The following is a 20,338-nucleotide window of genomic DNA, read 5'->3' as shown; positions in this document are numbered from 1 at the left end:
GAAAAAAAGTGTCTTATCGACAATGGGAGGGAGCAAGGCGATGAATGTTGAACGATTTATTGAGGCGAGGAAACAGGCGGGCTTCTCGCAGCAAGAACTTTCGGAAGGAATCTGTACGCAAGCCACTTTGAGTAAATTTGAAAACAACGGTCAAGCACCGTCCCTCAAAATTTTGATCAAATTGTGTAATCGGATCGGCTTGCCATTGGTCGACTTGTTTTCTTCCATGAATGTCGCAACGACCAAAATCAAAGAAGAATTGGCAAAAGCCGAATTCTACTTGATCACGAGCGAGTACGAACAGTTGGCTGCATTGTTAAGTCAAATCGAAGTGAAGCTGATCGATGAACCAGCATTAAAAGCGCAATATGATTATTTAAAAGGCTTTGAAATGATTTTTAATGAAGATGCGATTACCGATGTCCTGTTTCAATTCGATCAGTTATTGATGAATGAAACGGCGGAGGAATTGTTTGATCTCTTAGCGTATACTGGGATCGGTTTGGTGTATGCCAGAGAAGAAGAATGGGCAAAGGCCGAGTTTTATGTGACGAAGGTCTTTGAGAAAATTTATACCTATCCGATCAAAACGATCGAAGACACGTGGCGGGTGTTGAACATCGTCTTTCATTGCGGCGTCTTTTATGCCAAAGTCGATGATTTGGAAACTAGTGATACCTTGTTGAATTATGTGTTGGCGATTTGTTCTGACAATCATTTGACCTACTACTTGGCTCGCGCGGCAGCCCAACTGACCGAAAATGCCATTCGCGAACAACATCCGAAAGAAACAATTTTGGAAATGTTACACGATGCACGAGCATATGCCAAAATCAATAAAAACGTAAAATTACTGGCGCATTTAAAAGCGGTCGAAGAAACGATCGAATAAAAATATATTTTCGACAAAAAAGTTTTGTTGCTCATATGCTTGATAACTAGCAGTCCTTTCGACGAAGGGACTGCTTTTTTTGTTTTTTCTTATATAAAAAAATATATAATCGTGTTGACAAAAAAATATATCGGGAGTATTCTTTAATTGTGAAAAAACTAACATAATTTGAGATGCATCGTTTTTAGGAGAAGGGATTTTATGAAGGCAGCAGTGAGAGAAGCCGCTCGCACGATTCAGCGGATGGGCACGTCCATTGAGTTAAAAGTCGCTCATACAAAACCAGAAAGTGTACTGGACGAGCTGGAGACCCAGCTGAAAGTATACGACCATCGCTTTAGTGCTAATGATCCGCGATCGGAATTGAATCAGCTGAATCAGTTGGCAGGACAAAAGGGGCTTGTGCTTGATCCAGAATTGTACCAGCTGATCGAAATCGGCAAACACCATAGCTGTGCTCCCCACAGTCAGCTGAATATTGCCATCGGTCCACTGGTCCAAGCATGGCGCATCGGGTTTGAAGATGCCCGCATCGTATCAGAGACGCAGGTCAAAGAGTTGCTTGCGCTAACAGACCCGCAACAGATCCAATTGGCAGCAGGCAAGGTTTTTTTGAAAAAAGCTGGAATGAGGATCGACCTCGGAGCATTAGCAAAAGGCTACATCGCTGATAAGTTACGCACCCTTTGCCAAACCCGTGGCGTAGCGTATGGATTGATCAACTTAGGCGGAAATATTGTCTGTTTCGGCGCTGCACCAAATCATTCGGACGGGCATTGGCGGATCGGGATCCGAGATCCCAAGGGTGGTCGGGCCGACACCTTGGGCATTCTGCCAATCAAGGACCAAACCGTCGTCACTTCGGGGATCTATGAGCGGGTCTTGACCACCGCTGAAGGAACGTATCATCATTTGATTGATCCTCAGAGTGGCTTTCCCATCGAATGTGGGTATTTGAGCATCACGATCGTTGCAGCGACATCGTTACTGGGGGAAATCTGGACTTCGCGCTTGTTTGGCAAGCCCATTCCAGTTGTTTTGCAAGAGATTCAGCAGCAGCCAGAAATCGAAGGAATCATCGTAACCAAAGAAAATGAAGTCATTGCCTCTAAAGGCATTCAGGCAAGACTTTTAAGATAGCCCAACCAGAAAGGAAGAGACAGGATGAAATTTATCGGATTCGTAGGAACCAATGCCACTCGTTCCACCAATCGCACGTTGTTGCAATTTATGAAAAAAATGTTTGCCAATGAGGCAGAGATCGAACTAGTCGAGATCAAAGATCTTCCAATGTTCAACAAACCAGAATCAAAGGAGTTGCCCGTACAAGTAACCCAGCTTGCTGAAAAAATCACGGCAGCAGACGGTGTGATCATCAGCACACCAGAATACGATCATGCCGTACCCGCAGCGTTGATCAATGCCCTGAACTGGTTGTCCTATGGAATTTTCCCGTTTGTTGACAAGCCAGTGATGATCACTGGTGCTTCTTATGGGACGTTAGGTTCTTCTCGTGCCCAAGCCCATCTAAGACAGATTCTGGACTCTCCAGAGTTAAAAGCACGGATCATGCCTAGCTCTGAATTTCTATTAGGTCATTCGCTGCAAGCGTTTGACGAGCAAGGCAACTTGATCGATGAAGAGCAGACCCAAAAACTGCAAGGACTGTTCAACGATTTTCTTTTATTTGTAAAAATTACCAGCCAGTTGCAGCACGCCCATGCCGCCAATCAAAAAGAAGCTGCTGAATTTTCATGGGAAACCATCTAATCGCAAAAGATAGGAGCGTAAAGACAATGAAATTGATAGGAATCGTCGGATCAGCCGCTGAAGTCTCCACCAATCGTCAGCTGCTGAACTTTATCAAAAAGCAATACAAAAAGGAATTCACGTTAGAACTTGTAGAGATCAAAGACTTTCCTCTCTTTAATCAAGAGGAAGATCAAACCCAAAGCCCAGCCATCCAGCGTTTGAATCGGCAATTATTGATGGCAGACGGTGTGATCATTGCTACACCAGAGCACAACCATACCGTGACGGCAGGACTGAAAAGCTTGCTAGAATGGCTTTCATTCAAAATCCATCCTTTGGAAAACAAACCAGTAATGATCGTGGGTGCCTCTTACTATGATCAAGGAACTTCAAGGGCCCAGCTGCATCTGCGCCAGATTTTGGACGCACCGGGAGTCAATGCTTTAGTGATGCCAGGGAATGAGTTTTTGTTAGGCAAAGCCAAAGAAGCTTTTGATGAAGCCGGTGATTTGATCGATGCCCGAACGGTTGCTTTTTTAGATGCGACGATCAACAGCTTCTTGCAATTTATCAAAGTCGTTTCTGCCTTAGCGGGTCCCAAACAATTGCCGCCCGAAGACCTCTACGCCACAGGGAAAATCGCAACCACCGTGGAAGGGGTGGATATGTATGATGATCAATGGCTGGAAAAAGCCGCTGAAGCAGTCGGTGCTGTTTCTGGCAATACCTACGTCAAACTAAATCGCGGCTTGCTGACAGTCGATCAGATCAATTACTTCTTAGATTCAATGCCGATGGAATTGACATTTGCCGATAGCAACAACCAATTCTTGTATTACAATCTGCGGGAAGAAGCCCAAAATATGCTGGCAGCACGTGTGCCAGGACAAGTCGGCAATCCATTAGCAAAATGCCATCCTGAAAAATCTTTCAAAAATGTTGAGTGGGTGATCCAACAGCTGCGCAGTGGGGCAACCGACGCGGTTCGGGTCCATGTGCCGAAACAGGTGCCAGAAAAATACATCGTCCACAATTATCAAGCGATGCACGATGAAAACGGCGAATATGCGGGGATCAACGAATACATCCTTGATTTCAAGCCAATCATCGAATGGTATTTGCAACAAACCGGTCAAAAACTTGTCGGCAATGAAGACGCCATTTCCAGTGCTTCTGTGCACCAAGAACCGACCGATGCGGTCACTAGTGCCAGTACTCATGACGCACCTGCAGCAGATGCGGTCACCAGCGCTTCAGTGAAATAAGGGTTGTCTAAAGGGAGAGAAGGAATCGCTAGAAGCATTCGCTTGCAATCAGTTGCCAAGCGAATGCTTCTCTTTTTGCTGCTTTTTCATGAATAAACGGTTTTCTATGAGCGATTGGGTTGATCAAGGTCATCGTTGCGAGAATTTCACAAAGTTTCTGAAAAAAATTTGCATATTCATCTTTTGCTTCGTATACTAGTTTAGGACGTTGATTATAAAACGGCTGTATCATCGTACATATTTTTTGATAGGAGGAATTGCATGAAAGACAAACGAAAAGTCTTGCGTCCGTTAGGATCAGGGGTTGCGATGGCGGTTCCTTTGTTTATTGGGATCCTCGTTCAGGACCCTTTGATAAGTTCTGTGGGGGCGATGGGGGCTTTTTCCTACTTGGCTTTTCAACATCGGTCCCTTTTTTATAATCTGCGCGCCATTTTGACCCACGGCGCTGCGCTGCTGCTGGCATTTATTTTAGGCGCTGGGACAGCACTGATTCCTTGGAGCGCGCCTTTTATCATCGGTGCGTTATCGTTTTCTGCGTTTTTGTTGTCAAAAGTGATGCGGATCCCCAAGCCCGATTATTTCTTCGTGTTGATGCTTTATGCCACCGGCTTTAATTTTCACGCAGCGCACCTTGGAGAGATCTTGCACCACAGTTCCTATTTGCTTTATGGCATCGCAGGCTCGCTGCTTGCTGGACTGGTGATTTCGTTGGCTGAACAGCTGCCGCTGAAAGAAGAAAAAACGGCCTTTCAACAACTGAGCTTGCACGAGAAATATTCGCTAGCATTATCTCAGCAACCAGAAATGGTCATCAAGGCGCTGCACTTTTCTTTGATATTGTTTATTGCGACCTACATTGCCTATCTGCTGCGGGACAGCAACGGCTATTGGATCTTGATTTCCGCTGCTGCCGTATTGGCAGGGGAACATATGGAAAAAATCAAAAATCGCACGATCGGTAGGGTACTGGGGGGAATCGTGGGGCTGCTGCTGGGTTTCTTATTGATGTCCTTGCATATGCCCCTTGAAGCAATCGCAGTGGTATTGATCATTCTAAACATATTGACGGAGTTTTTTATGCCAGTCAATTATACCGTTGCTAATTTTTTTACCAATCCGCAAGTCCTGCTGTTAATGACCATCGGTACTAGTTTTACGCCGCTGAAATTGATCCCATTGCGTTTTTCAGGGGCATTGATCGGCAGCGTGCTGGCAATGCTGTTGATCTTTCTAATGGATTGGGCAGTAAAGCAAATGGAACAAGCGCTGGGAAATAAGCCAGAAGACACGACGGATCATACACAATAGAATGCACCATCATCGATAAGCAAGAGCAGCAGCTCTTGCTTTTTTTTGCCTTTGATCCTCTATCTAAACGTTATCTCCATCGGATAGGAAAAATAAGGGAAATATGAAATAATCGAGCAAAGGTTCCTATTTTGAAATAGAAGCGTTTACATTTTTGCAAACTAAAGTGGCAGAAACATCTACTTTTTTTGTTGTAAGCGAAATCATATACTCAAATCAGAGAAGGAGAGAAAGTTGTGAAAAAACGAATCGTAGATGTTTTGCATCGCCTGTTAGTGACTGATTATCCACTATCCATCGAGCAACTGGCAGAAGAGACCGCAGCCAGTGGGCGGACGATCCGCAATGATTTGAATGAGATCAACACGTTTCTTGCTGACTTACACATCGGACCGATCCAAACCCTTCGAGGAAAGGGCATCCTTTTGAAACTGACCTCGAAACAGCAAGCCATCGTTTGGCAGGCATTACACGCACAACAGTCGGAATATATGACCCGTGAAGAGCGTAGTTTTGATCTGTTGCTGCATCTGACATTTTCAAAAGAGATCCTGGTGTTGAATAAAAAAGAAGAAGCGTACCAGATATCAAAAAGCAGCATGGATGAAGACATGCGCCGTTTGCGGGCGGACATCAATAAATATGGCATTGAGATCATCAGCCTAGGAAAAAAAGGACTGCGGTTGAATGGATCGGAGCGAGCGATTCGGACGATGATTTTTGACATCATCAATCAGCGGATCGGTAGGCTGCCACTTGATAAACAGACCCCAGATCTAGTCTTTACGAAATTGCTTTATCGCTATTTGCCGCAAAAAGAAATCAAACAGATCCAACTAGTGATGCAAGCAGTGTTGCCGCCAAATCAAAATGAGTTGTACAGTAGCCAAATCTTATTGTTTACCGCCATTTGGCTGATGCGTATCAGAATGAAGGAATTTATCACTCGCATGAACTGGTCTACTTCCAGCAATCAGCTTCAAGGGTCAGCCTATATCCAGGCGATCGCTGAAACCTTTTCGATCCAGCCACCAGAAATCGAAGTCAACTATCTTTCTTTCATCATCGAGTCACTGAACTTTAAAGATTTGTCCAATTCCATCGAATGGGCGCATGCGCAACTTTTGTCGCTGCAGCTGATTCAATTTGTCGAATGCCAAACCAAGATCCCTTTTAGTAAAAAGGAAGAAGAGCTGTTAGAGGGATTGTATAAACATATGGCCGCGCTGATCGTTCGAGCCAAGAGCGGCATTCAAGTACCCAATCCGATCAAAGAGACCGTTCGCAAAAATTATGGACAAATCTACCAAGCCGTCAAGGGGTTCGCTCCTACGATCGAAGAGATCGTCGGTCAACCACTATCAGAAGATGAACTGACATTTCTCGTGATCCATTTTTCTACAGCCCTAAGTTCATTGAACCACGAGATCATTACGATCTATAAGGCGGTCGTCGTCTGTAACCATGGAATGGCAACCGGTAATCTGCTGGCAGCCAGCCTCAAGGAGAAGTTTCCGGAAGTAGAAGTTGCGGCAGTCTTGAATTCACAAGAAGTCAATTTGATTACAAAATTCGATGTAGATCTGGTTTTTTCAACCTATGAGATCGATTATCGAGAAAAGCCAGTATTACTGATCCCACCGATCATCAATGAAGAAAATCACCAAGTGATCCGCCGTTTCTTAAACAACAATGAACAATTCAAGCGGATCGCCTTTGACCAAAAAAATGCCACGCTGTTCTTCAATCAGTTGCTTACAGTGATTGAAGAAAGCGGCGGGACAGTCGATGCTGCCGCCTATCGCAAATTGACACACTTGTTTGAACAAAATCAATTAGCCATTAATGCAAGGGAGATTCAGCCAATGTTAAAAGATGTTTTATCCGCTAGTCATATTCAATTAAACGTTCCTGTTCAAAATTGGGAAGAAGCCATTGAACGCTCTGCGCAGCCGCTATTAAAAGAACAGATCATCGAAAAACGCTATATCGAGGCAATGGTTGCGGCGGTGGAGGAATACGGTCCTTATATCGTCATTGGCAAACATTTGGCGCTGGCGCATGCACGACCAGAAGATGGCGCCCAGCAGTTGGGTGTGAGTGTCCTCACCTTGGCGCCGCCAGTCGCATTTGGGAACCCAGAAATGGACCCCGTCAAAATCATTTTTTGCTTGGCTGCGGTGGACTCCTACTCTCATCTTGCCATCATGAAGGAATTGATCGAACTGATCAATGATGAAGAAAAAGTCACGCAGTTGCTGGCTTGCTCTACGATTGAAGCTTTTCAATCATTGCTATTTTCATAAAAAACAAGAAAAGGGGAAAAAATCATGAACAAATTATCGATCTTATTCGTATGCGGTGCAGGTCTTGGCAGCAGCTTTGCGGCTCAGATGTCAACAGAAGATGTCTTAACGAAATTAGGAGTGGAGGCGAAATTGGATCATGTTGATATCTCATCAGCGGTATCAATGAAACCAGACATCATCATTACGGCAGAGAATTTCCGAACGCAATTTGAAAAGTTTGCCTTGGACCCGACAACCGCAATTATTTATTTACGCAACATCGTTTCAAAACCAGAAATCGAAGAAAAAATCATCCCAGTATTAACGGAAAAAGGCGCACTGTAAGGAAGAGGCATGACGAAGGGAGTTTGAAAAAATGGGCATCATCAATTTTATCATTGATAATATTTTAACGCAGGCATCGATCACGATTTCTTTGATCGCGATGTTAGGGCTGCTGCTTCAGAAAAAGTCAGCAGGTCAAGTCATTTCAGGAAGTTTGAAGACGCTATTGGGCTTCCAGGTTTTAAGCGCTGGTTCTAGCATCATCGTCGGTAGTTTGACCTATTTCGGCGAGATTTTCACAGAAGGATTCGACATGCAAGGCATAATTCCTTCCATCGAAGCCATCAACGGGCAAGCGATGAATGAGTTGGGCTTGGGTCGGGACATAGCGCTGACATTTTTAGCCATCTTTGTTTTTAATATTTTATTGGCACGCTTTACAAAATGGAAATATATTTTCTTAACGGGTCAAGCCATTTTATGGATGGCGACCATGACGACGGTCTTTGGCTATTTCGCTGGTTTACGCGGCGTTGTCTTGATTCTTGTCGGTGGGTTGATTGGGGCGATCTTTGCCGTAGCGATGCCAGCGATGGCTCAGCCCATCATCCGCAAAGTCACTGGGTCAGACGACATTGCTCTCGGACATTTCTGTACGATCGGCTACCTCTTTGAAGCAGGCGTTGCCTATCTGTTTGGAGAAAGAGGCGAGAAGAAAAAATCGATCGAAGACATCAAACTGCCACGTTCTTTTGAATTTTTACAAGATACCTATCTTTCTGTCATGGTCGTGATGGTTCCACTGTATATCGTGACGGTCTTGTTTGCTGGAGAAACCTTTGCTTCTACGCTCTCTGGTGATCAAAATTACATCATGTATGCCTTCTTGCAAGCTATTCAATTCGTGGTTGGGGTCTATGTTTTGCTAGCAGGCGTTCGGTTGCTCTTAGGCGAGATCGTCCCTGCGTTTCGTGGGATCGCCATGAAATTGGTGCCTGATGCAAAACCAGCACTCGATTGCCCAGTGTTCTTCCCATATAGCCCCAATGCAGTTATTTTAGGCTTCATTACTACAACGATTGGGACAGTCATCGCCATGTTCGTTTTACCAGTCTTTGGCTTGGCGATGATCTTGCCAGGGATGCTGACGAACTTCTTTGCAGGCGGTACCGCTGGGATCTTCGGCAATGCGGTCGGTGGACGTCGAGGGGCGATCATCGGAGGGATCTTTCACGGCTTCTTCATTACGTTACTGCCAGCCCTACTTGTAACGATCTTCAATCAAATGGGCTTTGTTAACGCTACGGCAACTGATGTGGATACCGTTACGGCAGCCTTGCTATATGCTTGGATCATCAGTCCCTTATTGAAAAACTTTTAATCGCTAGGAGGAAGACGCATGTTCTCTTTTTTCAAAAAAGAAAAAAAGCCCACAGAAACACCAGCGGTTCCTTTGACCGCTGAAGAAAGCCAAGAGGCAGAAGCGCTTATTGCAAATCTAGAAAGTCAATTGCAAGCAGAAACCGACATCGACGAACAAGCAAAATTGTATGAAGCGTTAGGCTTAGCGCAGGCAAAACTTTCTCGCACAGAAGAGGCGATCGGCGCATTGGAAAAAAGCTTGCAGGCGAAAAAATCGATCGGGGAAGGCTACAAAAAACTGATGTCCCTTTACAATGCTCAACGTGCCGCCGCCGCACGAAACGGCGACGATGCAAAGATCGACTATTACATGGACAAAATGGAAGAAATGCGGCAAATCGCCAAACAACTTACGATCAGCGGCAATTAAACTAGACGAGGTGGAATCAAGGATGTATACAACATTAAAAGAAGTAACGAAAACAGCAGAAGCATTGAATTTTACAGTGGGGGCTTTTAATACCCATAATTTAGAAATGCTGCCAAGTATGCTGCGGGCAGCCAAAGAGATGGGGGCACCCATCATCATTCAAACAAGTATCGATACGGCGAAATACATCGGCTATGATGTCTTGGTCAATGTCGTCAAAACGATTGCCGATCACGAGCTAGTTGACGCTGTCTTGCATTTGGATCATGCCAGAGATTTCGATGAGATCAAAGCGGCGATTGATAGCGGCTATAGCTCGGTGATGTATGATGGCTCGCATTTGCCCTTCAAAGAAAACATTTTGAAAACGCGCGCTGTCGTAGAATACGCTCATGCCCATGGGGTGTCCGTCGAAGGAGAACTAGGAACGATCGGCGGCACAGAAGAAGGCATTCATGTGGAAGAAGACGATAAAGTCTTCACACGCCCAGAAGATGCGGTAGAGTTTGTCGCTGCTACTGGCGTCGATGCGCTAGCCATCGCTATCGGAACCAATCACGGTCAATTCCGCTCCAAAACCGAAGTGAATGTTGAGTTATTGAAGGAGATCCATGCAGTCGTCGACGTGCCGCTAGTCATTCATGGAGGAACTGGCGTCAAGGAAGAAGATTATCCTGAATTGATCAATAACGGCATTCGCAAGTTTAATGTAGGTACTGAATTGTTGGTCAATTGGACGAAGATTGCGAAAGAAAATTTTGGGGCAACGGAAGTCAACAAATCTTTGCGCCACAACGTGATCCCATCCAATGAAGCCATCAAAGAAATCGTCAAGCACAAGATCGGCCTTTTCATGAATACGAAAGCGCCGACTGCGATCGGCAAATAGATGGTACGCAAAAAGATGCTTGTTTTATTGGCAGGCAGCCCTGGAACTGGAAAAAGTTATTTACTGAATCTGTTGAAGACACGTTTTCCTGATCTTTTCGCTCTTACGCCAGATGAAATCAAAGAGTGCTATGCCGAATCCCTCGGCTTTGATTCATTGGCAGAAAAAGCCCAGATCGAAAAGCAGTATATTTGGCCTTTTTACTATCAGGCATTGGGTTTGTACATGTCTTTAGGAAAACGCTTGGTGGTCTCGGAATACCCCTTTAGTGAAAAGCAGAAGCCCTTGCTGACTTTTCTCGCCCAAAGCTATGGCTATGACTGCTTGACCATACGTTTGACAGCTTCTTTTGAAACCTTATGGGAAAGACGTTACTTACGTGATCGAGCGGATGACCGCCATTTGAGTTTTATCATGGAACGGTACCATTACGGGGATGTACTGGAAGATAGACAAGCTGCAACCAACCATATAACCAAAGAAGCGTTTCGGCAAATCATCACTGATCGCCGTTACGATGACTTTCAGTTAGGAGCGCTTATCGAAGTCAATGTGGAAGATTACGAGCAAGTGGATTATCGCCCGTTGATCGAGCGAATCGCTGAACAACTCAATGACTTAAATTGAAGAAAAACAGGCGCTACACCTGAAAAGGGCAGCGCCTGTTTTTTTTAGTCTAAACCCAAAAATTTCGAAGTTCCTTGGTTTTGGACTTGGAGGATTTCGGCTAATACTTTGGCATCAAATTGCCCCTCTTTATTGGCAGAATAGACATTGACCTTGAGCTGGTAGTCGGGCAAAGCATAATTTTCAAGACTTGCTTCAAGCTGCGCGACCGCTCGTTTCGAGAGTGGTTCACCGACGAGTTTTAATTCAAGGGATTGTTTCTGCTCATTAAGTGTTTGCTCCAGCAAATAATGTTCCCCCAGTTTGGCTTCTACAAAACGCTTGGCATGGTATTCCACGATGGTCGTTTGGATCGTCGTATAAACGAAGAAACTCCCAATGACCGTGATCGGTAAGGCAACCACGGCAAACTTCCACCATTTTTGGTGACGGAAATCCCCATACTGCAACAGCCAGATGGTAATGAACAAGGAAAAACAAATCAAAAAGGAATTGGTGAAAAAGAGTTGAGCGGATTCCCATGAAATCGAATAGTCTTTGATCGACAGCCCATAACCCGTTACACAAAGCGGCAAAATCAGGGACGTCCCGATGGAGACCCCGATAATGACATCGTTGTCGCGGCCCCTGACTTTGGCAAATGCCAGTGCTGAACCACCGATCAATGCGACGCAAATATCCCAAATCGTCGCAGACGTTTGGGTGATGATTTCAGGTGTTGTATCTTTGACTGGCGTGAGTAAGAAAAAGGCAAATGAGATGATTAGTACGATGATGACTTGGATGCTAAAGACCAGCAATCCTTTTTTAACCAAACGTAAATGGGAAAGACCTAAACCAAAGCCGATCCCGTTGATCCCATTTAAAAGTGGCGAAATCAACATCGCCCCGATAATCGTTGTCGTAGAGTTGTAATTCAAACCAATCGAAGCAATCAGCGTTGCACAAACTAAAAGTGCATAGACGAGCATCGTTTGGTCCATATCTTTTTGAATTTTTCCAATCAATTGTTCTTTGGAAACTAAATCAGGCGTTAAGTTCACCTTCATCATCCTTTCTGAGAAAAATCATTCTACTCTTTTCATTGTCCCTTAAATCGACTGATTTTACAAAAATCTGCGTTTATTAGGCGTTGGCAGCCATGAGAATTCAAGGATTGGGTTGCCAATCTTTTGCAAAACAGCCGATTTCCTCTAGAATAAGAAGCATAACAGAGAAATGGAAAAGGCGGGGAATGGATGAAAGATTATTTTGCGCAATACAAACGCCTGTTATCGATCGCTGAAGCAGGTTTGTACTATGGCAAAGATGTGTACGATAAGGAACGTTACCAAGAGATCAAAGAGTTGGCATTGCATTTGATGAGTACCGTCGTGGATCAAGACGCAGCTGCGTTGACCCTTTTAACAGAAAAAAATGAGGGCTATCCTACGCCCAAAAGCGATGTACGAGCATTGATCCAAAAAGACGAAAAAATCTTGCTGGTGGAAGACAGCCTGACGAAAGAATGGTCACTGCCAGGAGGCTATGCAGAAATTGGCTTGACGCCACGGGAAAACATAAAAAAAGAAGTGCTGGAAGAAACTGGCTTGCTCGTTGAGGTCAAGGAGCTGCGAGCAATTTTTGATACGAATCTAAGACCAGACATTCCGCAAGTGTTTCAATACTATAAGCTGGTCTTTGCCTGTGATGTTTTGGCAGGAGATTTTATCAAAAATAGTGAAACCTCTAACAGCGATTACTTTTCGTTGAAGGAGCTGCCGAAGCTTTCCATCAAGCGCACCACCAAGGAACAGTTGGAGCAATTGGTGAATGAGAAGTCGTTACACGTTGATTAGAAACTGCTAAGGGTAAGATGTTGGAAAAAGCGTTTTATTGGTTTTTTTAACTGGATAATATTTACTTGCAGATAAAGTTGGTTTATGATTGATTTCGTCGTTTTCATTATAAAAAATCAAGCAATGGCGACACCTTTGCTTGATTGCTGGAGGAGTAAAAATGAAGAATCAAATCAATTCCTTTTTTGGGCTGGATGCCTTACAAACAACGGTCAAACGAGAAATCTTAGCTGGTTTTACCACCTTTATCTCGATGGCCTATATTTTATTCGTCAATCCAACGGTCCTTGGGGCATCTGGGATGGACGAAGGTGCCGTCTTTACGGCAACGGCGTTAGCCAGCGCATTGGGCTGTATTTTGATGGGGGTTTTAGCAAAATACCCGATCGCTACGGCACCCGCATTAGGGATCAACGCCTTCTTTTCTTATTCAGTCTGTATTGGAATGGGGGTTCCATGGCAAACAGCATTAGCGGGTGTGTTTGTGGCATCACTGATTTTCATCGTGATCACGATCTTCAAATTACGGGAGCTGATCATTGATGCGATCCCTGCTGATTTAAAATACGCCATCTCTGGCGGGATCGGTCTGTTCATCGCCTTTTTGGGATTGAGCGAAGGCGGGATCATCGTTTCCGATGATTCGACCCTTGTGGCACTAGGCTCATTGAGTGTCGGTACGACGTGGCTGACGATTTTTGGTTTAGTGATCACTGCCGTCTTGATGGTTCGCAGAGTTCCTGGTGGAATTTTTATCGGGATGGCCGCAACAACTGTTTTAGGTCTTTTGACTGGCTTGATCCAAGCACCATCCAGTATCGTTTCTGCTGCACCAAGTATTTCTTCCACATTCTTAGTGGCGCTAAACCATGTAGGAGACATCAACTCCCTGCAAATGTGGGTCGTAGTACTGACTTTCTTACTCGTCACTTTCTTTGATACTGCAGGCACCTTGGTGGGACTTGCCAATCAAGCGGGCTTTATGAAAGACAACAAAATGCCGCGGGTCGGCAAAGCACTTGCTTCTGACTCCACCGCCATGCTCGCTGGTTCTTTATTAGGGACCTCACCAGTAGGCGCATATGTGGAATCCTCCGCTGGGATCGCTGTGGGCGGTCGTTCTGGCTTGACTGCCGTGACGACTGGAGTTTTCTTCTTGTTCGGCTTGTTCTTTTCACCATTGCTATCCGTTGTTACTTCCCAAGTGACGGCACCAGCACTGATCGTTGTAGGTGTGCTGATGGCACAATCGCTGCGAGAAATCAAATGGCACGAAATGGAAATCGCAATCCCAGCCTTCTTGATTCTACTAGGCATGCCGTTGACCTACAGCATCTCCGATGGGATCGCCTTGGGCTTCATCTTTTACCCAATCACCATGTTAGCAGCCAAACGCGGCAAAGAAGTCTCACCGATCATGTACGGCTTGTTCTTTGTCTTTCTTGGGTTTATGTGGATTTTGAATGTGTGAGAGAGACGTTTATCAATTATATAAGAAAGAACAGTTAAGCTTGTGGCTTAGCTGTTTTTTTTGTATTGAGAATAAGAGTTGATAAATACAAACTGAAAAAAGTAAAACAGTGTTTATTAAAGCGATGGATGCTGAATAGTAGTTTTTTTCATTTTTTACAAATACGAGGAGTGGTTAAGGAATTCTATTTTTTACCTAAAATTCATATGATTTTATTCTGATTTAAAAAAACGAATCATTGATTCTAACTTATAATTTTCTTCAATCAAATGGTAGCACATGCAAAAGGAAAAGGTTTGGCGTAGCTGATTTTGTATAGGTTTTCTTACTTCAATTGTTCTTTGTTTAGATTAGATAAATAACGCCTTCTATTCAGCAGTAATCGTTTTGATATTTTTTGACTAGAGTCTTTGATCAATAGCAAAAAAATATTCATTTACAAGTGACGTTCACATCATTGAGAAAATGTAGTAAGTTAGAAAAGGAATGAAAAAATGATTATGGGTTAAAAATACATGGTATGATTTTCTATAAAGTTGGGAGGTGTTAGGATGAAAGATCTGCAGTTAAAGTTTATTGTTGATCCAACAACTATTCGCTGGTTTCGTATATTGAATCTTTTTGAGCGGACACATAAAGCGACTAAGGGTCAATTAGCTAAACTAAATGAGGTTTCAGAACGGACGATTTTAACTGATATAAATAAGCTAAAGGAGTATTTTTCTGATAGTGCGCAAATTGTTTCAACGAACAATGGGTACCTTTTCGAAAAAAAGAACTCCCTTCGATTTATTGAACAAAAAGAAAAACTATTGCAAAATGAAATTTTGTTTGAATTATTGGGAAACGTTTTCTATGGAGAGCTAGAGGACGTAGCGGAATTAATTGACCGATTTCACATATCAGAAACGTCATTTCGACGCTATTTAAGACAAATTGAGCCGGTTCTTAAAGAATACGGATTAAAACTATCACTCACTCCAATTGATTTAAAAGGCGATGAAGCAAACATCCGAAAGTTTTTCAAAGATTTTTACTATGAAGGGGAAATGACCCCTCATACGTTGGTTCCTCCAAAAGAGATTCATGAATTGATCTATCAAACTTTTTTATCTAAAATCAAAGAAATTACGATTGGTACAGGTACTTCTCCAAATGAATTTTACTATAATTTATATATTGCTATCGAGCGAGTACGCCAGGGAAAGAGGATCAATGTACCAACAAATCTTTATAAGAGTGTTAGGAATAACAAGGATTTTCTTAATTTATTCTTGATTCAGCAAAGAATTCAAAAGATCTATCAAGTGGATTTATGTGCAGATGAGCTCTGTTGGCTATTTTTAGTAACGATTGCCAAGCGGCCTTTTAATCAAATAGACCAAGATAAGGTATTCTGTAAGCAATTGCAGCGCATTGATTCTTTTGCTCATTTAACTGAAAACTATCTCAAGAATTGCTCGCCTGAGTTGTATACATCAGAAATTTTATGGATCTATCGTGCGTTCTTCCTTTCTAGGTATGTGAATCATCTAATTTCACCAGTTCAAAATAGAATAATGTCAGAAATCATAGAGAAAACAAAACATGAATGCAAAGAATCATACATCAACAATCATCACTTTTTGCGCTCCTTTTTCGCTGAATCAGGAATAACAGAAGACTTTTTGGAAGATATTACGACGAGCTTAACTTTGCTGGGAGAAAGATTGAAAGAACAGTATTTGTACAAAAGCAAGAGAATTGTTTTTTTATTAGAAGGCGATCTGTATGTCTGTCAATTGATAAGATCGCGAGTATATCAATACTTTGGTGATCGTCATCAAATCTTTTTTATTACGATTCCAGCTTTGACGGAAGAATTCTTAAACCAAGAAGATATTGATTTGATTGTGACAAACTACAGTGAATACTTGTCAGAGTATAAGGTGAGCACCAACTGCCTATTATTGAAAACAGTTCCAGATAAACAAGATTGGGAACTCTTATTCAAAACGATCGAACCAAAAATGTTCGAACTTATAAAATAATTAAAATAATAACCCTATTTTTTACCTATTCAGAAGGAAAGAAAGCCTTTTGCATAGGTTTTTTTATACTTAATTTCCCCCTAGGGTGAAAAACATGATTTTTTTATTAAAAAACATCCTTATATACTTTTGTTTAGAACTTCCAAGCTTGTGATAGATTATTCTACCAATTCAGCAGTGCCTGCATGAATAATTATTTTTCATGTTTCAAGAAGTTTACGTTAAAAAGAAAAGGAGTGTTAGGGAAGTGATACGCAAGTTAGGTTACATAATGTTGGTCATTGCAATGACTCTAGGACAGCCGCTCACTGTATTTGCTAATACAGTAAAGGATGGCTCTCAAAACGACAGCGTAGAAAATAATTTGGAAATGACGGATGTTTCTGTTGCTGAAGGGTTTCTAAGTGAATTGGCGGATGGAAATGCAGATCGTTATGAAGAAAGGCAATTGATAGAAGACGATCAACCGTCGACAGCAACTGAAGAAAACATAAGTACCAATGGATCTGGGGAACATACCGAAACAGACAGTGGTATAGAGGCAGATTCATCTGAAAGCTCTTCTGAGGAAAGCTCCAGTGAAGCTACATTAGATAGTAGTACAGAAGACAGTCATGAAGAATCAGTAGATAGTAGTGCAGAAGACAGTAGTAAGGAAGACAGTCATGAAGAGTCAGATGAAAATGTGGAAGGCGTATGGGGAACTGTTCCGTGGACGTGGGATGAAGAAACGAAAACAATTGTGTTAGAAGAAGGGGCAGCCGGCACGTCAGCCACAGCACCTTGGAAAACCTACACGAATGTTGTTCAAATTTCTGTTAAAGGCAAGGTTATTTTTCCAGAAGACGTTTCATGGTTGTTTGGATCACCGCAAGCGCAAGCGGCAGAACGTCTAACAGATTTGCTGACGATTGAGCATGCAGGAAATATCGATGTGTCAAATGTGACAAACATGGATCGCATGTTTCATGGCGTTACTACACTAAAAAATATTGATGTATCAAATTGGAATGTATCGAATGTGACGGACATGAATGGAATGTTTGGACAAACCAGATCTTTAGCAAGCTTAGATGTGTCAAATTGGGATGTATCAAATGTACAAAATATGGGAGGAATGTTTAATTCAGCAGAGTCTTTAACGAGTTTGGATGTTGCAAGTTGGGACGTATCAAGCGTGACGAATATGCGTAGCATGTTTGGTCTAGCCAGATCCCTATCCGACTTAGACCTTTCAAACTGGGATGTTTCCAGTGTAACTGATATGGGCTTGATGTTTAATGCGGTTAACTCTCTCACAAGCTTGGATCTTTCACGTTGGGATGTTTCGAGTGTAACAAACATGTCGAATATGTTTGGAGTAGCGACTTCATTAGTTACTATTGACGTGTCAAACTGGGACGTGTCGAATGTCACATCAATGCTGAGTATGTTCAGTTCGGCTAGATCTTTAACGAGTCTTGATCTTTCGAGCTGGGATGTAACGAATGTTACAAATACGAATAATATGTTTGACATGACCCAATCGTTACGTGAACTGACCTTAGGTGAGAAATCTATTTTTGCTTCAAACGTAAGATTGCCAAGAATCAACGCAGGTCTACCCTACTCTGGAAGATGGATAGAGCGTATCAATGATGGAGGGGATAACGGTTCAACTCCAGTAATTTATGCTTCATCTGATGAGTTTATGAATCAGTATGATGGCAGTAACCCAGGGACATATGTTTGGGAAAGGTTAATCTCAGCACCAGTGACTATACGGTATGAAGATAATGAAGGAAATGAATTATCCGAACCAGACATATTAAATGGGGAGGTGGGAGAACGTTACACAAGTGAACCCAAAGAAATTCCCGGTTGGTCTGTTATAGAAACACCAGTTAATGCATCAGGTAGATTTACAGAAGAAGAACAGGAAGTCATTTATGTTTATGAGCGATCAGATTCACTAGTCAGAGGAACGTGGGGAACCGTTCCGTGGACATGGGATGAAGAAACTCGAACAGTTGAGCTAGAAGAAGGAACAGCCGGCGCACCACACACATCCCCTTGGCGAACAAGCTATAGAAATGTTGCTCGAATTGTTGTAAATGGTACGGTCGTTTTTCCAGCCAACTCAGCATACATGTTTTCTGGGCATACTTTAGATACACCATTAACAAGTTTGGAGACAATCGAGAATGCAGAGAAAATCGATGTCTCGAATGTAACAAACTTTGGTTACATGTTTCATAGAGCTAGCGCTTTACGTTCCGTAAATGTCTCAAATTGGGATACTTCTAATGGAACAATCATGAACTACATGTTTAATGGAAACAGCAGCTTAACTGAATTGGACGTTTCAAATTGGGATACATCTAATGTCACAAGTATGTTCTTTATGTTTCAAAATGCGAGTCAATTAACCGAGCTGGATGTCTCCAATTGGAAAACAGGCAATGTCACGAATATAAACAACATGTTTAATGGTGTTAGAAGAGTGACCAAGTTGGATGTCTCAAATTGGGATACCTCTAAAGTAGAAGGGATGCAGGGGGTCTTTCAAAATACTGCTAGCTTAACAGAAATCGATGTCTCGAATTGGGATACCTCTAAAGTAAAACGAACAGATTATATGTTTTACAACAATTTGACCGGTGACTGGGTCAGTAAATTGACTACGATTGATGTCTCAAATTGGGATACTTCTAATATTGAAGATATGTCGTCTATGTTTGGAGGAGCTAGAAACTTAGTTCATTTGGATGTCTCAAATTGGGACACCTCAAGTGTTAGTAGTATGCGTAATTTATTTGAAGTAACACCGAAAATAGAAGAATTAGACTTATCAAATTGGAACACAAGTAATATGGACTCTTCTACTTCTACAAACGCTAATGCTGGAGGTATGTTTAGAGGAATGAACGGCCTCAAAAGATTACATTTAGGAGAGAAGACGACCTTTTTAAATCTTGCTGAAAATCGTCGGCCTACTTTACCGGAGAATGTGATGCCTGCCGACTTGTATACAGGTAATTGGATCTTTGAAAAAGACCTTGAGGGAAATCTTTCAACCGAACATTTAACCCTGACACCAACTAACTTTTTTCATGAATATGACGGAAGCAAGACTGGTACTTATGTGTGGGAAAAAAAGGAAGCACAACCAGTTACAGTTCGATATGAGGATGTCGATGGGAATCCATTGTCAACTGAGACAATTTTAAACGGTACGATAGGCCTTCCTTATGAAACTGAAGCAAAGGAAATACCAGGCTGGTCCTTGACAGAAACACCGAGTAACGCTTTTGGAACATTTACCGCAGAACCGCAAGAAGTGATCTATGTTTACGACCGCTCAGATGCGGAACCGGTGACAGTCAAGTATGAGGATACTGAAGGAAAACAACTTTCGGAGCCAACGATATTAAGAGGGAAAGTCGGGTTGCCATACGAGAGCGAACCAAAAGAAATTCCAGGGTGGTATGTGCCAGAAATGCCAAGTAATGCTCATGGAACGTTTACTGAAGAAGCGCAAGAAGTGGTCTATGTCTATGACCGTTCAGATGCGGCACCTGTAACAGTCAAATATGAAGATGACAAAGGAAATCAATTGTCAGAACCTACGATTCTAAGCGGAAAAATTGGTCTGCCATATGAAAGTGAACCAAAAGAAATCCATGGGTGGTATGTTCCAGAAACGCCAAGCAATGCTCATGGAATTTTTAGCGGAGACCCACAGGAAGTGCTCTATGTTTACGATCGATCGGATGCAGCACCTGTAACCGTCAAGTATGAGGATGCCGAAGGAAATCAACTTTCGGAACCAACGATTCTAAGCGGGAAAATTGGTCTGCCATACGAAAGCGAACCAAAAGAAATTCCAGGCTGGTATGTTCCAGAAACGCCAAGCAAT

Annotated in this window: 16 protein-coding genes; 15 read left to right on the top strand and 1 reads right to left on the bottom strand. The window is 42.8% G+C overall.

All coding sequences use genetic code 11. From position 1 onward, the window contains the following. The first annotated feature begins 40 nt into the window (after positions 1–40). The 11 genes from IAE45_RS15295 to IAE45_RS15245 all read left to right on the top strand — a co-directional run bounded on the left by IAE45_RS15295 (position 41) and on the right by IAE45_RS15245 (position 11,101). On the top strand, positions 41–892 hold the full coding sequence (locus tag IAE45_RS15295) for a helix-turn-helix domain-containing protein (RefSeq protein ID WP_200127158.1): 852 nt from the start codon (positions 41–43) through the stop codon (positions 890–892). Positions 893–1,093: 201 nt separating this feature from the next. Next, positions 1,094–2,032: an FAD:protein FMN transferase gene (locus IAE45_RS15290; protein ID WP_200127156.1), complete on the top strand. Its 939-nt coding sequence runs from the start codon at positions 1,094–1,096 to the stop codon at positions 2,030–2,032. A gap of 24 nt (positions 2,033–2,056) precedes the next feature. After that, complete coding sequence (locus IAE45_RS15285; protein WP_005234653.1) at positions 2,057–2,662, top strand: NADPH-dependent FMN reductase; 606 nt, start codon at positions 2,057–2,059, stop codon at positions 2,660–2,662. A 26-nt stretch (positions 2,663–2,688) separates the two neighbouring features. Continuing rightward, a complete protein-coding gene (locus tag IAE45_RS15280; RefSeq protein ID WP_042890446.1) occupies positions 2,689–3,909 on the top strand; it encodes an NAD(P)H-dependent oxidoreductase in 1,221 nt (406 codons plus the stop codon). Between the two features lie 261 nt (positions 3,910–4,170). Further along, positions 4,171–5,220 carry an FUSC family protein gene (locus IAE45_RS15275; protein WP_200127154.1) on the top strand — a complete coding sequence of 350 codons (1,050 nt, stop codon included), beginning with the start codon at positions 4,171–4,173 and terminating at the stop codon, positions 5,218–5,220. Positions 5,221–5,456: 236 nt separating this feature from the next. Beyond that, complete coding sequence (locus IAE45_RS15270; RefSeq protein WP_195960372.1) at positions 5,457–7,526, top strand: BglG family transcription antiterminator; 2,070 nt, start codon at positions 5,457–5,459, stop codon at positions 7,524–7,526. A gap of 24 nt (positions 7,527–7,550) precedes the next feature. Beyond that, entirely contained in the window at positions 7,551–7,853 is a 303-nt protein-coding gene (locus tag IAE45_RS15265) for a PTS sugar transporter subunit IIB (protein WP_015509266.1), read from the top strand. Positions 7,854–7,884: 31 nt separating this feature from the next. Next, positions 7,885–9,174: a PTS sugar transporter subunit IIC gene (locus IAE45_RS15260; protein WP_200127152.1), complete on the top strand. Its 1,290-nt coding sequence runs from the start codon at positions 7,885–7,887 to the stop codon at positions 9,172–9,174. A gap of 18 nt (positions 9,175–9,192) precedes the next feature. Then, entirely contained in the window at positions 9,193–9,585 is a 393-nt protein-coding gene (locus tag IAE45_RS15255) for a tetratricopeptide repeat protein (protein ID WP_200127149.1), read from the top strand. A 22-nt stretch (positions 9,586–9,607) separates the two neighbouring features. After that, the gene (locus IAE45_RS15250; protein WP_010747730.1) at positions 9,608–10,474 is read left to right on the top strand and encodes a class II fructose-bisphosphate aldolase; all 867 of its coding nucleotides are present in this window, start codon (positions 9,608–9,610) and stop codon (positions 10,472–10,474) included. After that, on the top strand, positions 10,475–11,101 hold the full coding sequence (locus tag IAE45_RS15245) for a zeta toxin family protein (protein ID WP_200127147.1): 627 nt from the start codon (positions 10,475–10,477) through the stop codon (positions 11,099–11,101). 44 nt (positions 11,102–11,145) lie between these two features. Here IAE45_RS15245 and IAE45_RS15240 read toward each other — a convergent pair whose 3' ends face one another. Then, on the bottom strand, positions 11,146–12,150 hold the full coding sequence (locus IAE45_RS15240) for a DUF389 domain-containing protein (protein ID WP_230472233.1): 1,005 nt from the start codon (positions 12,148–12,150) through the stop codon (positions 11,146–11,148). A 189-nt stretch (positions 12,151–12,339) separates the two neighbouring features. Here IAE45_RS15240 and IAE45_RS15235 point away from each other — a divergent pair, with 189 nt between their 5' ends. The 4 genes from IAE45_RS15235 to IAE45_RS19010 form a co-directional block, all read left to right on the top strand. After that, positions 12,340–12,939 carry an NUDIX hydrolase N-terminal domain-containing protein gene (locus IAE45_RS15235; protein WP_200127145.1) on the top strand — a complete coding sequence of 200 codons (600 nt, stop codon included), beginning with the start codon at positions 12,340–12,342 and terminating at the stop codon, positions 12,937–12,939. 160 nt (positions 12,940–13,099) lie between these two features. Then, a complete protein-coding gene (locus IAE45_RS15230) occupies positions 13,100–14,410 on the top strand; it encodes an NCS2 family permease (RefSeq protein ID WP_016610053.1) in 1,311 nt (436 codons plus the stop codon). A gap of 551 nt (positions 14,411–14,961) precedes the next feature. Further along, the gene (locus IAE45_RS15225; protein ID WP_200127143.1) at positions 14,962–16,440 is read left to right on the top strand and encodes a helix-turn-helix domain-containing protein; all 1,479 of its coding nucleotides are present in this window, start codon (positions 14,962–14,964) and stop codon (positions 16,438–16,440) included. Between the two features lie 247 nt (positions 16,441–16,687). After that, the coding region (locus IAE45_RS19010) for a BspA family leucine-rich repeat surface protein (RefSeq protein ID WP_325123430.1) at positions 16,688–20,338 on the top strand (3,651 nt) is incomplete at its 3' end.

The organism is Enterococcus sp. S53, assembly GCF_016516865.1.
Classification (GTDB): domain Bacteria; phylum Bacillota; class Bacilli; order Lactobacillales; family Enterococcaceae; genus Enterococcus_D; species Enterococcus_D innesii.
The sequence above is the reverse complement of the archived record's forward strand: the minus strand, read 5'-3'. Positions and strand labels throughout refer to the sequence as shown.

Coding starts and splice junctions, on each gene's coding strand:
- IAE45_RS15275 (WP_200127154.1), top strand. CDS start 4,171: ATGAAAGACAAACGAAAAGTCTTGCGTCCGTTAGGATCAGGGGTTGCG.
- IAE45_RS15255 (WP_200127149.1), top strand. CDS start 9,193: ATGTTCTCTTTTTTCAAAAAAGAAAAAAAGCCCACAGAAACACCAGCG.
- IAE45_RS15265 (WP_015509266.1), top strand. CDS start 7,551: ATGAACAAATTATCGATCTTATTCGTATGCGGTGCAGGTCTTGGCAGC.
- IAE45_RS15240 (WP_230472233.1), bottom strand. CDS start 12,150: ATGAAGGTGAACTTAACGCCTGATTTAGTTTCCAAAGAACAATTGATT.
- IAE45_RS15260 (WP_200127152.1), top strand. CDS start 7,885: ATGGGCATCATCAATTTTATCATTGATAATATTTTAACGCAGGCATCG.
- IAE45_RS15235 (WP_200127145.1), top strand. CDS start 12,340: ATGAAAGATTATTTTGCGCAATACAAACGCCTGTTATCGATCGCTGAA.
- IAE45_RS15250 (WP_010747730.1), top strand. CDS start 9,608: ATGTATACAACATTAAAAGAAGTAACGAAAACAGCAGAAGCATTGAAT.
- IAE45_RS15245 (WP_200127147.1), top strand. CDS start 10,475: ATGGTACGCAAAAAGATGCTTGTTTTATTGGCAGGCAGCCCTGGAACT.
- IAE45_RS15290 (WP_200127156.1), top strand. CDS start 1,094: ATGAAGGCAGCAGTGAGAGAAGCCGCTCGCACGATTCAGCGGATGGGC.
- IAE45_RS15225 (WP_200127143.1), top strand. CDS start 14,962: ATGAAAGATCTGCAGTTAAAGTTTATTGTTGATCCAACAACTATTCGC.
- IAE45_RS15285 (WP_005234653.1), top strand. CDS start 2,057: ATGAAATTTATCGGATTCGTAGGAACCAATGCCACTCGTTCCACCAAT.
- IAE45_RS15230 (WP_016610053.1), top strand. CDS start 13,100: ATGAAGAATCAAATCAATTCCTTTTTTGGGCTGGATGCCTTACAAACA.
- IAE45_RS15280 (WP_042890446.1), top strand. CDS start 2,689: ATGAAATTGATAGGAATCGTCGGATCAGCCGCTGAAGTCTCCACCAAT.
- IAE45_RS15295 (WP_200127158.1), top strand. CDS start 41: ATGAATGTTGAACGATTTATTGAGGCGAGGAAACAGGCGGGCTTCTCG.